This window comes from Pedobacter hartonius (assembly GCF_900107535.1).
Lineage (GTDB): Bacteria > Bacteroidota > Bacteroidia > Sphingobacteriales > Sphingobacteriaceae > Pedobacter > Pedobacter hartonius.
This window is the reverse complement of sequence record NZ_FNRA01000013.1, coordinates 112,260-125,907: the sequence shown is the minus strand read 5'-3', so window position 1 is coordinate 125,907 and position 13,648 is coordinate 112,260. Positions and strand designations below refer to the sequence as shown.

The window sequence follows — 13,648 nt, the reverse complement described above, 5'->3', positions numbered from 1 at the left end:
TGGTTTAAACTATATTGTGAATAATATCCGGATTTTCATCACCCTGATATTCGCTCATCATCTTCCTGTAAGCGATTGTTAAAGCAACGCTTGACAAAGGCACGATGATAAATGAACTGAAAATATTAACAAAGAACGCAACAACAGGATATTGTAGTGCAATCAGTACCAGGCATAACACATAAAATCCTCCCAAAACCAGCAGCAACAGCAATATCTTAGTGAAATTACCCTTGGTAATGGCAAGACTGAATTTCAGCGAGCCGAAAGGCGGCTCATTTTTGTCTATAATAAAAAAGGGAAAGAAAGAGATCCGTACCCAGGTAATGAAAATTGCCACGATACCGACCCCGATGGCGATATTGGTAATGACAGGCATCTTGATTCCCGTATAGATAAAGGGGAAAGCAACCAGGATCACGATAACATATACACCTACAATAACCAGCATAAAGTAAAGCATGCCTACCACAAACCTAATGATCTGCTGACGGGTAGGAAGTGTGCTCACAATACTCACATCATGTTCTTCATCGTCCAGCAGGTGAAAAATATACTTTAACAGCGACAGGTTGATGGTGAAATACATCATGATAAAAAAGAAAGCCATCAGCACGCTGAGCCCCTTGTTCACATCCTTGATCAAAAAGGCCATTAATCCGGAAGCATTTGAAGTGATGAACATCAGAAAGCATAAGGTAGCGATAGAAAAATAATGACGTTTGGTCAGGTCCCATGACTTGCCTATTACTTCATTAACGGTAAACGTAGTCTCTTTTAAAAAATTTATCATTGTTGTTTAAGTACTATTCTTTTTAAAAAATCCTGGATAAAACCTAAGCCGTAGGCTGTCAATTGTATAAATGAGGATATAATGCTCAAAAATGCAACTTTTAAAGAATGATTAAGGATAAGGGAGTGAAAAAATATCAACATAAAGTATACCAAAAGGAATACGTTACTTATATATGCCAGCGGCGGATAAAAAATATTCAGCACCAGCACCAGCATGATGCCTAATGTGAACACTGCGGGGAAAAAATGCACTAATTTTAATTCAGCGGGAAAATGTTTATAAATATTTATCCGGGCACGGCCGAAGAAATGGATCTGTCTGTAAAACTGGATCAGGCTGGTCCTCCTTTTATGAAAAACCTTTGCACCGGGAATCAGCCCGATCTTAAAACCGCTCTGATGGATACGGATGCTGTATTCAATATCCTCTCCCAGCCTGGTGATCTTAAAACCACCCACCTTTTCCCAAACTTCCCTGGAAACACCCATATTGAAACTGCGCGGATGAAACTGCCCTGCATGTTTTTTATTCCCCCTGATGCCTCCTGTGGTAAACACCGAGGTCATCCCATAGCTGATCGCCTTCTGCAGGGGTGTAAAACTTTCATGGGCTGCATCAGGACCGCCATAGGCATCCAGGTCATGATCATAAAGATAATCTTTAACGATCTCAAGGTAGTCATGGGGAATCAGGCAATCCGAATCAAAGATCACAAAATAGTCGCCCTTGGCACGTTCAAAGCCATAGTTACGCGCAAAGCCCTGCCCGGCGTTCTCCTTATAGTAGTAACGGATGTCCAGTTTATCGGCATACCCTTCCACAATATCTTTTGCCCTGAGGGAAGAGCCGTCCTCAATGACCAGCACCTCAAACTGCGGATAGGTCTGAATAGCAAGCGTAGCCAGCAGTTCGTCTATTTCCTGCGGCCTGTTGTATAAGGGAATAATGATCGAGAAAAACATATTAAAGGATCTCTTTTTCTATCAGGTACTGGTTGCGTTCAGATGCATTACGGGTAACCAGCTCGGCCACAAACCCCGTAAGGAACAGCTGCGAACCCAATATAATAGCTACCAGTGCGATGTAAAATCCCGGCTGGTCAGTGATCTCCCTGTACGAAGTGTTCATGGAGATATGGTATAACTTTTCGCCAATGATCCATAAGGCCATGATGGTTCCTACCAGGAAACTCAGCACCCCCATAGACCCGAAAAAGTGCATTGGCCTTTTGCCGAATTTGCCCACAAAGAAGATAGACAGCAGATCCAGAAAGCCGTTGATAAAACGGCTGAAGCCGAATTTGGTCACGCCGTATTTCCTTGCACGGTGTTCCACAACCTGTTCACCGATGTTCTTAAACCCCGCCCATTTTGCAATCACAGGGATATAACGGTGCATCTCTCCATATACTTCAATGGTTTTCACCACATCACTGCGGTAAGCCTTCAGGCCGCAGTTGAAATCGTTCAGCTGAATACCAGACATCTTCCTGGTAGCCGCATTGAACAATTTAGTGGGGATGGTTTTGGTAATCGGGTCGTAACGTTTTTTCTTCCAGCCGGAGATGATATCCAGTTTTTCCTCACGCAGCCTTCTGTACAATTCAGGGATCTCATCAGGGCTGTCCTGAAGATCGGCGTCCATGGTAATCAAAACTTCGCCCTGCGAAGCTTCAAAAGCCACATTGAGGGCGGCCGACTTACCATAATTACGCCTGAACTTGATAGCTTTCACGGCAGGATAGCTGATTTTCAGTTCTTCTATGACATTCCATGAATTGTCCGTACTGCCATCGTCTACAAACAGGATCTCATAAGAAAAGTTATGCTCCTCCATTACCCTGGCAATCCAGGCGGTCAGTTCGGGCAGCGACTCATCTTCATTATATAAGGGTATGACTACGGAAATATCCATGCAGGTATAAAATGGGCTTAAAGATTAACGTGCAAATTTTGTCAATTAAAATGACAAAACCTGCACGTTGCAGAATTTATGTTCGCACACAAACTATTAGTCAAATTTTACCGGGGCTATCCTTTTGTTCACCGCAGCACCAACCACGCTGATGATGATCCCATAGATCGTATAGGTGATCGCGGCGCCAAAGCCAATCATGACCGGCATGTAAGCACCCATCGCTTTTACACTTCTGATCGCCTTGGCACTGTCGCCCGCCGTTTCAGAAGCTTTTTCAATGGCAATATCCAGGATATGGTCCAGTGCCGCAGGGTCCAGTACTTTGTAGTAAAGGATCATCAGCAGGCCAATGAACATCCCTGCGGTAGCACTTACACGAAAGCCTGTAGAAAATGCCCTTCCAAAGGTAATGTACCCCCCAAGTTCATTTCTATGCCTGATCTGTGCAAATAAAATAGCCAGCACGTAAGGCAGATAGGACAGCACAGCACTCATGATCTTTGTTACAACCGGCACATTTTCTTCCTGTACGTCTATCCCCAGAAATTTAAAAAGAAAGATCAGTACAATAGTGTAAACAGAAAAGCCAGCTGCCACCTGGAAAGCCAGTTTATTTGGCTTGATCTCCAATTCCTTTATTTGTTGTTCCATGGTGATTTAGTTCTGTACGTTGAATTCTGCTATTAAAGCATATACGGCAGTATCAAACTCCTTATCCGCACTGAATTCTTCCAGGTCTTTGAACGCTTCGGCGTTAGCCTTCGGCTGATTAAAGAAAGCCATGAAAGGAACAAACAGCGTTTCCATTTCTTCCCCAAGATCGATCATCCCTTTATGGCTGCAGATATCCTCGATGCTGCTGTCTGCCAGCTGCTGATTGCTGATCAGGTCTTCATAAATATGGTACTCGTCCTGGAACTCATCTTCCTCAACCAGCAGGAATTCCCTTAGGAAATCTCCCAGTTCCGGTTTGATCTGCTCGTCATGGCATTCATTGATGTATAACAACAGGTTTAAGAGTTCCGTTCCACGGTCAATCGTGTCTTCTTCAATGTCAACCCATTCGTCCGAATCCAGGTAATCCTCTTCCAGTTTTTTTATATCACTCGCAAAGAAATTGATCATCAGCAGATCAAAGAATACTTCTCTCAGTTCATCAAAAGAAGGATGCTCATCAAATACCTCATCAAATTCTTCCACTTTTTCAAGGAACCCAAGGTCTTTGCTGAAAACATCTACCAGGTCTTGTTCCAGTTTTACCGAATCGTTACCCGAGAGCGCAGCGAATTTATCTAATGAAGCGATAAGGGTGCTTTGTACTTTACTATCCATATACTTGAATTTGATTGTTGTTATAAACTAGTTTTACTTTCCCGGTGAGGGTTTGGTTGAGCAAAGGGCTGTTTCTCGATTTTGAATAGTTGTTCCCGCTGTTATACTCCCATTGTTCAGTCATGCTGAACAGCGTGATATTGGCAGCCTCTCCTTTTGCAATCACCGGTACTTTTAAGTTAAGCAATTTTCTGGGATTAACGGATAACTTTTCTGCAATCAGTGCAGCGTCCATTCCTGCTTTCACCAATAACGGCAATACAGTTTGCAGGGCGATGATGCCATATGCAGCGATCTCAAATTCTACATCTTTAAATTCCGGCTCATGCGGGCGGTGCTGTGATGAAACAGCGTCAATAGTGCCCTCCTTCAATCCTGCCAGTAAGGCTTTGTTATCGGTCTTGCCGCGCAGGGGCGGTTTCACCTTGTAGTTGCTGTCGAAATCGTTCAGCAGCTCTTCGGTAAAGACAAGGTGATGCGCAGCAACGTCACAGGTGATCTGCAGCCCCTCCTTTTTTGCTTTTTTGATCAGCGCTACCGAGCCTGCGGTAGAGATGTTGCTGATATGCAGGGGCGACTGGTGGTAAGTGGCCAGAAAGATATCCCTGGAGATATGCATCTCTTCTGCCAGCGCAGGCATGCCCTTCATACCCAGCAGCACACTGGTCTTACTTTCGTTGATCTGTGTTTTACCGGCGATCGATTTATTTTCCGGGTACACGATCAGCAGGCCGTCGATGCCTTTTGCATATTGTAAGGCGCGGCTCATAAAACCATCGTCACTGATCGGTTTCGTACCGTCTGAAAATGCGATGGCACCTGCCTTTTGCATATCATACAGCTCGGCAAGCTCCTTTCCTTCCAGGTCATGGCTGATTGCCCCTACGGGATAAATATCAACCAAGTTATTTTTTGATTTGTTAATGATATACTCTACTTCTGCTTTGGAATGCACTACCGGTTTGGTATGCGGCAAAACTGCCAGCCCGGTAAATCCTCCGGCCTGCGCAGCAGCACTGGCGGTCTGCAGATCTTCTTTGGTCTCAAATCCGGGATCGCCTACGGAGCAGTTCAGGTCAAAAAAGCCGGGTGCAAGAAAAGCACCTTTACCGTTGACCACTTCTTCATTTTCCTGGGGGTTTGATGTTTGCTGTGGTTTTAAACCAAGCCCAATCTCAACGATCATTCCCTGTACCACACGAACATCACGTACTTGATGATTAAACTCGCTGTTCGGATCGGCAATAGTTACACCTGTGAGGAGAAGGTTCATGTTTTATATAGTTTTTTTGTTAAAAAATCTGATCAATAGGGCTTCAGCAGCTAAAAAAACAGCACACAAAACTAGACAAAGTTTCCATAACTCTGTGTAGTTATTTTCCATAACTGCAGCTGAAAGGTCAGTCGCGGCACCTGCAACGGTTAAGCTCTTTTTGCCGAAAAACTGTTTAAGGTCTTTGTCGCCCGTAAAATTCATATCTGATTCTGCGCGGCTTTCATTGAAAGCATAACTACTCAACACCGAATCCGCTTTCAGCAACTCATAGAATCCTGATGCCCGGATCTGGTCGGCAATATACAGCAGGGTTTTGCCCGGCGTTTGCCTCAGCTCGGGGATCACTTCGTCTTCGCCTGAGGTTAAGCGCAGCGACTGGTTAGGGCTCAGGCTCAGCTGTGTGGTGGTCAGCAGGTTGTTCTTCCCGATGGTATAATACAGCGGCTGTTCCTGTATGCTGGTGAGGGCTATCTTATACAACAACGGTACAAAAACCGGGTGCTGCGACAAATTGCCGTCTTCCGCTTTCAGCGAGGAGGCCGATAAATAGATTTGTCCGGCACCCAACCGGTAGCGGCTGAAAAAGGATTGTCCGGAGGGCAGTTCCATGATGTTCTCCCTGCTGCTCCTGGTATTTGCAGCATATACAAAATGGCGGTTCACGAGGGGCAGATCTACCTTAGCCGGGATTTCTTCAAACACATCAGTAAACAGGTTACTTTTCAGGTCAATCGTCTTGACGCTAAGGGTATCCCTGCTGAGGGAAACAACCGGCGGCAGCGACAGTCCCTGCAGGAAGGAAGAAAATTCTGTGGTATTGACATCCAGGTCAGGAAAGATCACTGCGGAACCTCCATTTTGAACAAAGTTTTTCAGTTGCAGGGCCAATCCGCTGGAAGGCGTCTTCAAACCGGAAAGGACAATGAGCTGGTAGCCTGAAAAAGCAGCGTATACGACATTGGATTCGGGCATGACGGTCATCCTGAAATAGCCGTCCCCCGAGAACAGGGCGCTGATATGTCGCTCTGCAGGGTCTCCGCTGATATGTAAAACGTTCAGCCCACTGCTCACCTTAAAGGTAAACTTCAGCTCGTCGTCAAAAGTTAAAGGATAGTCTTTAATGCTCACCGCCGCCTTTTGCCAGCCGGCAGAGAGACCGCTGAAAGTTAATGTATCCGTGACAGACTGCCCGGCAGGCACATTCAGCCTTGCCAAAGCTCTTTGCTGGTTGTTGACCAGCAGTTTCACCGGGATCCCCGTACCGGCCTCATTGGTATAATTACGCAGTTTCACTACAAACTTCTCCTGCTCCCCCGGCCGGTGTACAGGAGATAAAGACCAGATACTGTCCACCGCTATATTGGGCAGCGTATTGGCCTGCAGGCGAACCAGCGACAGCTGATCATCCGCAGCGGTGCTGATTGCCTTTATGCCCACAAAGTTTCGCTGAAAATCAGAAAGGATATAGCTGAAGAGGTTCCTTTTCCCGGCATCTGTAGTGTGCTGACGGTTAATTACCTGCTGTAAACTGCGCTGCGCCGCTGAGATCTTTACCTCATCGATCAGGCCTGCCAGCTCTGCATAGCCCACCAGGTGCTGGTGCCTTCCTTCAAAATCGTTTGTGGTCAGCTGGAACCTGTCATTGGGAGAAAACTGCTTTGCAATGTCTTTTGCTTTGCGCTTCGCCTCGTCAAGCAGGCTGCCTTCTTTATTGACCGATCCCATACTGTAGGAATTGTCGATATAGATATTGACCAGGCTGCCCGTTTCCGGCCGGTAAGCGGTATCAGAAGAAAGATAAGGACGTGCAAAGGCTAAAACAAGGAAAATCAGGGCGAGTATCCGGCTGAAAAGGATCAGCAGGTTTTTTAAGCTTTCCCTCGATGAATTTTGCTCCTGTGCGGCCTTCAGAAACTGGACATTACTGAAGTATACTTTCTTGAATCTGCGGAAATTAAATAGGTGAATAAGGATAGGAATGGCTATCGCCAGCAGAAAAAAAAGAAAACCTGAGTATAGGAAATTCATTAAAAACCAAAGGTAGAAATTTTATCTGAATTTTTTCATCGCATTAAAAATCGCCTCATCCAGATCATATACATCATTACGGTATTCAATCTTCCCGTTCTCAGCCCAGGCAGTTTTGTAATTGATAAAGATGGAGACATTCTTTTTTGTGCCGAACCATTTGGGTTTCACCTGGTATATATTTACGGTATCAGCTTTTTTGGCCAGCCGCTTTTTATAAACTTCCATTTTGGTGGTATCAATTGGCGGCAGGTTCACTTCCATTCGCAGCTGGTCGTACTGGTATTTGTCATCAACCAGTTTTTCTGCAAATTCCAAAGGTCTCTCCACACGCACACAGCCATGGCTGATGGCTCGGCTATCCCGCATGAAAGCCGACTTATTGTTGGTATCATGCAGGTAAATGCTCGATCCGTTATCAAATATGAATTTGAATTTCCCCAGGGCGTTTCCTTCGCCTGATCCCTGTTTAAACTGGAAGGGCAAATGTTCACGGGGATACTTTCTCCATTGGATAGTATCAGGATCAGCGATCAGCTGGCCCTTGTAATACACCCTCATGTTATTATTTGATAAGTAATACGGGTCACGCAGCGCCTGGTAGTAGATTTCGCTCTGCGCAATGCTTACAGGGATATTCCAGACCGGGTTCACCTGGATGGAATTGAACTTGCTCAGTAAAATCGGGGTCTGGTGGTTCCTGGGTTTATCATCCAGCGAATGCGTTTTCAGAAAGATCTTCATCTTCTCTTCATACTCCTTTTCACGCCTTCCCCCTACGCATACTTTCATATGGGTAACGGTATCCTGGTGGTTGAACCAGGTCAGAGAGAAATCTGGAATGTTGACTTCCACGTACTCCTCCCCTATACCCGGGATCTTCCATCGCAACCGCTCCATATTCACCTCAATGGTTTTGATGGTGGCTGCGTTAGCGGAAGGATCACGTTTCAGATTTGCGAGTTCCTGCTGTAAGATTTTGTAGTTTTCGCCTGCCGGCTGAATAGCGGCCAGCAATTGCAGGAGGTCTTTGCTTTCCAGCACCTTCAGCATACTGGCACTGTCGGGTCTTAAGGTCGTTACATTATACCTGTTCAGTACCCTTTTCGGAATAATACTTCCATAGCCAATGAAGGTATCGTATTTTAAAAGGGAAGAAGCACTGTAGATTTCCAGATCTGCGATAACAGGGTAGACATCACTGATGGATTTAAACTGATGCGCCGATAGCTGTGCTAATAACTGTTCAAGTACCGCACAATTGAATATCTGGGGGTTAAACCCATGTGCAGCACTACGGGATATGTAGTTTTTTAGGGTATCCAATTCCCCGTTCACGTAAAAACGGGTAACCAGGTCAGTCCTCCGTTCATTGTCGGCATAGTACTTACCGAGCACTTTCGGGTTGCTTAATTTTAATTTAAGGGAGTCAAAATGGCGGTTAAATACGACATTGTAGGCAGCTGTGTCAAAATCTTTGTACAGCTTATCCTTGAAATGTTTGGACAAAACGAGACCCACTTCAGGTGTGGTTTTGAACCAGTTACAGGCAGACAGGAAGATAGAGAAGGATAATAACAGATAAAATACTTTTTTCAAAATGTGTTTTTTTAGCAGGCCCCCAGCTTTTAACTGCATGACCTGCCCAGTCTGATCAAATAAAATGCCATTAATTTTTTGATTTCTCAATTCTATCTATATATTTGCATCACCTCAGTGTGCAGCCGCATTATTGAATAGGGACAAAAAAATTATGAACAAACACTTGAACCATCACTTACATTTGCATCATCGCCAGTTATGGCGATAGATATGTAATGTTTTGTACTTCAAAACTTGTTTCCGAATTATTTTCATGTTCCATTCAATAATTTCAATCAATTGAAAACACTTAAAATTGCTATCCAGAAATCTGGTAGACTAAACGAAAAATCTGTAGAAATTCTTAAAAACTGTGGTTTATCATTCGAAAACTACAAAAGCTCATTGATATCGACCGTTACAAATTTCCCGCTGGAAATCCTTTTCCTGAGAGATGATGATATTCCTGAATATGTTCAGGATGGTATTGCCGATCTGGGTATCGTAGGTGAAAACGTCATCACTGAAGTAAACGCTAATGTAGAATACCTGCAAAAACTTGGCTTTGGAAAATGCACGCTGAAGATTGCCATTCCCAATGAAAGTGAGATCACCGATATCAGCGGACTGGAAGGCAAAGCTATCGCTACTTCTTACCCGGTCATCCTTGAAAAATACCTGAAGGATAACAACGTGAATGCCATAGTACGTACCATTTCAGGATCTGTAGAAATTGGCCCGGGCTTAGGTTTGAGTGATGCCATCTGCGATATCGTTTCTACAGGCGGAACACTGAAAAGCAATGGCCTGAAACCCTTTGCTGAAGTGATGAAATCTGAAGCCGTCCTGATCGGGAATAAAGGCATTGAGCTCAATGAAGATGTGATCGAACTGCTGCAGCGCATACGTTCTGTACTGCGTGCAAAAGAGACCAAATACGTGGTATTGAATGTGGCCAAATCTAACCTGGAAAAAGTAGTGAGCCTGTTGCCCGGCGTAAAAAGCCCAACGGTTGTTCCTCTTTTTGAACCAGACTGGGTAGCCGTTCACTCTGTAATTGCAGAGCAGGATTTCTGGGAAAAAATCAACAGCCTCAAAGCTGCCGGTGCTGAAGGAATTGTAGTCATGCCGATCGAAAAAATCATCGCATAAACTGTATATATCCAGGCATTCACTGTTAACTATTGGTTAACACAAAAACATAAAACATTGAAAATCTACAGTTATACTGATTTATCTAAACAGAATATTGAAGACCTCTGTTTAAGACAGCTCTCTGACGATGACGCTATCGCAGACCGGGTGAAGAACATCATTTCAAGGGTTAAAGCCGAAGGCGACAAAGCGCTGTTCAGTTACGCCCGGGATTTTGACAAGGTGGAACTGAAGCAGCTTTATATTGAAAAACAGGAGATCGAAGAGATTGCTTCAACGATTCCTGAAGATGCAAAAAGCGCCATTGATACCGCCTGTGCCAATATCAGAAAGTTCCATGCCGCGCAGTTATACAAAGAGGATGCAGTGGAAACAATGCCCGGTGTTTCCTGCTGGCGCGAAGCCCGCGCAATTGAACGCGTAGGCCTCTATATCCCCGGCGGAACAGCGGTACTTCCAAGTACTTTTCTCATGCTCGCTATCCCTGCCGTACTGGCCGGGTGTAAGGAGATTGTCGTTTGTTCCCCGCCCCAGAAAGACGGTAAGACCAATTGTTACCTTGCCTACTGCGCCCTGCTGCTGGGTATCGAAAAAATCTATATGGCGGGCGGCGCACAGGCGATCGCGGCGATGGCCTTCGGCACGGAGACGCTGCCTAAGGTATACAAGATCTTCGGCCCGGGAAACCGTTATGTTACACAGGCCAAACAGCTGGTCCTGGCCTCAGGAATGACGGCCATAGATATGCCCGCCGGCCCTTCAGAAGTGCTGGTATTTGCAGATGAAACCGCAAACCCCGCTTTTGTAGCTTCAGACCTCCTGGCGCAGGCAGAACATGGTGCAGATAGCCAGGCCATCCTCGTATCCACCTCCTCAGAGCTGATTAAAGAGACCCTTGAACAGGTAGAAATTCAGCTGAAAGCTTTGCCAAGGGAAGCTATCGCCGCACAGGCGATAGAAAATTCTTATGCAGTGCTGGTAGAGAATACCCAGCAGGCAATGGATTTCAGCAATACCTATGCCCCTGAACATCTGATCCTGGCAACAGATACTTTCAGCGAACTGATCCCGATGATCAGCAATGCAGGTTCTGTTTTCCTCGGAAACCTGAGCCCTGAAAGTGCCGGGGATTATGCCTCGGGCACGAACCATACTTTACCCACCAGCGGCTTTGCAAAAGCCTATTCGGGTGTATCTATAGATTCATTCATAAAAAAGATAACTTTCCAGCATATCAGCCCGGAAGGTTTAACGGCCATTGGCCCTACTGTAGAAATATTAGCCGAAGCCGAAGGGCTCCAGGCGCACAAAAATGCGATCACTATTCGTTTAAAATCAAGAAATGGATATTAAGAACTTACAACGAGAAAACATTAAAAACCTACGTCCCTATTCTACCGCAAGAGATGAATATAAAGGACAGGCGAGTGTATTTTTAGATGCCAATGAAAATAGCTTTGGCTCTCCCCTGCCGGAAAACTTTAACCGCTACCCCGATCCGCTGCAGCTGGACCTGAAAGATGCCCTTAGTAAAATAAAGGGTGTGCCGATAGAAAATACCTTTTTAGGAAATGGCAGTGATGAAGCGATCGATCTGCTCTTCAGGTGTTTCTGCAACCCCGGAAAGGACAACGTGATCATCCTTCCGCCAACCTACGGCATGTATGAGGTATCTGCAAACATCAATGATGTGGAGATCCGCAAGGTGAACCTGCTGCCAAACTTTCAGCTTGACCTGGAAGGGATAGCTGAAGCCATTGATGAATACACGAAACTGATCTTCATCTGCTCGCCGAATAACCCAACGGGTAATTCAATCGTCCGCACAGACATTGAAACCGTTCTGGCTAATTTCAAAGGCCTGGTGATCATCGATGAGGCCTACATCAACTTTGCCAAACAACGCACTTTCATCCAGGAACTCACGGAATACCCGCAGCTGGTGATCCTGCAGACCTTCTCTAAGGCATGGGGACTGGCAGGATTACGCCTCGGAATGGCCTTTGCGTCAAGCATCGTGATCGATATCCTGAATAAGGTGAAAGCGCCGTACAACATCAGCCAGTCTACACAAGACCTTGCTTTAGCTGCATTGCAGCATGTTGCACAGGTGAACGACTGGATCAAAATCACTGTTGCGGAAAGGGAACTGCTCAGCCAGAAACTCGCAGACCTCCCAATGGTTAAAAAAGTATATCCTTCAGACGCCAACTTTGTACTCGCTGAGGTGGAAGACGCCGCAGGGACATACAATGCACTGGTGGAACAGGGAATTATCATCCGCGACCGCTCAAAGGTGGTCTTATGTGATGGCTGCCTCAGGGTTACGGTAGGTACACCACGAGAAAATGAAATACTGTTGTCCGCTTTAAAATCGTTAACATACTAATATGAAGAAGTTCCTTTTTATAGACCGGGATGGTACCCTGATCACTGAACCTGAAGATGAACAGATCGACTCATTCGCAAAGCTTAAGTTTTACCCGAAGTCTTTGTACTACCTCGCCAAAATAGCCGCTGAGCTGGATTTTGAACTGATCATGGTGACCAACCAGGACGGTCTGGGAACAGATTCCCACCCTGAACTGAACTTCTGGCCCGTTCATAACTTCATACTGGATACCTTTGCCGGTGAAGGCGTTGTATTCTCTGAAGTGATCATTGACAAAACCTTTGCCCATGAAAATGCCCCCACACGTAAACCAAATACCGGTCTGCTGCAGCATTTCCTGACCGGCGAATATGACCTCGCCAATTCCTTTGTGATCGGCGACCGGATCAATGATGTGATCCTGGCAAAAAACCTCGGTGCAAAAGCAATCTGGCTGAGGAACAATGACCTGCTGGGCGCAAATGAAATTCTGGAGAAAGCTGAAACACTGACGGATGATATCGCGCTGCAGACACAGCACTGGGTAGACATCTACACCTTCCTGAAAGCAGGAAGCAGACAATTTCACCACGTCAGGAAAACCAATGAGACAGATATCGAGATCGGCATCGACCTTGACGGAACGGGAAAAGGCGACATTAAAACGGGACTGAACTTTTTTGACCATATGCTGGACCAGATTGCCCGTCACGGCGGGATAGACCTGAAGGTGATTGCCAAAGGCGACCTGCATATTGATGAGCACCATACCGTTGAAGATACAGGTATTGCCCTGGGCGAAGCCTTTGCCAAAGCACTGGGAAACAAACTGGGTATAGAACGTTACGGCTTCTGCCTGCCTATGGATGACTGCCTCGCGCAGGTAGCCATTGATTTCGGCGGCCGCAACTGGATAGTCTGGGATGCAGAATTTAAACGCGAACGAGTGGGTGACCTGCCTACCGAAATGTTCTACCACTTCTTCAAATCTTTTAGTGATGCCGCAAAATGCAACCTGAACGTGAAGGCTGAGGGCGACAATGAACACCATAAAATCGAGAGTATCTTTAAGGCTTTTGCAAAAGCTATAAAAATGTCTATCAAAAGAGACGCAGAAAAGTTAGTTTTACCAAGCACTAAAGGACTGTTGTAGGTAACGCTGCAGCTGTGATCTTCGTATAGGAGATGTTAG

12 protein-coding genes are annotated in these 13,648 nt (G+C 45.6%); 4 read left to right on the top strand and 8 right to left on the bottom strand.

The window, feature by feature from the left end; translation table 11 throughout:
* Positions 1-4: 4 nt before the first annotated feature.
* From BLW16_RS19715 to BLW16_RS19680, 8 genes are all read right to left on the bottom strand, one after another.
* A complete protein-coding gene (locus BLW16_RS19715; RefSeq protein ID WP_090559596.1) occupies positions 5-793 on the bottom strand; it encodes a hypothetical protein in 789 nt (262 codons plus the stop codon).
* Positions 790-1,758, bottom strand: a complete 969-nt coding sequence (locus tag BLW16_RS19710) for a glycosyltransferase family 2 protein (protein ID WP_090559595.1) — start codon at positions 1,756-1,758, stop codon at positions 790-792. Before BLW16_RS19710 ends, BLW16_RS19715 begins: the two co-directional genes overlap by 4 nt.
* A gap of 1 nt (position 1,759) precedes the next feature.
* Positions 1,760-2,710 carry a glycosyltransferase family 2 protein gene (locus BLW16_RS19705; RefSeq protein WP_090559594.1) on the bottom strand — a complete coding sequence of 317 codons (951 nt, stop codon included), beginning with the start codon at positions 2,708-2,710 and terminating at the stop codon, positions 1,760-1,762.
* A 96-nt stretch (positions 2,711-2,806) separates the two neighbouring features.
* Positions 2,807-3,364, bottom strand: coding sequence for a DUF4199 domain-containing protein (locus BLW16_RS19700; RefSeq protein ID WP_090559593.1), 558 nt, complete (start codon positions 3,362-3,364; stop codon positions 2,807-2,809).
* Between the two features lie 6 nt (positions 3,365-3,370).
* A complete protein-coding gene (locus tag BLW16_RS19695) occupies positions 3,371-4,045 on the bottom strand; it encodes a hypothetical protein (RefSeq protein ID WP_090559592.1) in 675 nt (224 codons plus the stop codon).
* A complete protein-coding gene (locus BLW16_RS19690) occupies positions 4,038-5,318 on the bottom strand; it encodes a dihydroorotase (RefSeq protein ID WP_090559591.1) in 1,281 nt (426 codons plus the stop codon). Before BLW16_RS19690 ends, BLW16_RS19695 begins: the two co-directional genes overlap by 8 nt.
* Before the next feature lie 3 nt (positions 5,319-5,321).
* The gene (locus BLW16_RS19685; protein WP_090559590.1) at positions 5,322-7,349 is read right to left on the bottom strand and encodes a BatA domain-containing protein; all 2,028 of its coding nucleotides are present in this window, start codon (positions 7,347-7,349) and stop codon (positions 5,322-5,324) included.
* 21 nt (positions 7,350-7,370) lie between these two features.
* Positions 7,371-8,948, bottom strand: coding sequence for a L,D-transpeptidase family protein (locus BLW16_RS19680; RefSeq protein ID WP_245735394.1), 1,578 nt, complete (start codon positions 8,946-8,948; stop codon positions 7,371-7,373).
* A 282-nt stretch (positions 8,949-9,230) separates the two neighbouring features.
* Between BLW16_RS19680 and hisG the strand changes: the two genes are divergently transcribed.
* From hisG to hisB, 4 genes are read left to right on the top strand one after another with little or no spacing between them, the layout of a single operon-like run.
* A complete protein-coding gene (gene hisG / locus BLW16_RS19675; protein WP_090559632.1) occupies positions 9,231-10,082 on the top strand; it encodes an ATP phosphoribosyltransferase in 852 nt (283 codons plus the stop codon).
* Positions 10,083-10,139: 57 nt separating this feature from the next.
* Complete coding sequence (gene hisD / locus BLW16_RS19670) at positions 10,140-11,438, top strand: histidinol dehydrogenase (RefSeq protein WP_090559588.1); 1,299 nt, start codon at positions 10,140-10,142, stop codon at positions 11,436-11,438.
* A complete protein-coding gene (gene hisC / locus BLW16_RS19665; protein WP_090559587.1) occupies positions 11,428-12,474 on the top strand; it encodes a histidinol-phosphate transaminase in 1,047 nt (348 codons plus the stop codon). Before hisD ends, hisC begins: the two co-directional genes overlap by 11 nt.
* A gap of 1 nt (position 12,475) precedes the next feature.
* On the top strand, positions 12,476-13,609 hold the full coding sequence (hisB, locus tag BLW16_RS19660) for a bifunctional histidinol-phosphatase/imidazoleglycerol-phosphate dehydratase HisB (protein ID WP_090559586.1): 1,134 nt from the start codon (positions 12,476-12,478) through the stop codon (positions 13,607-13,609).
* Positions 13,610-13,648: the final 39 nt, after the last annotated feature.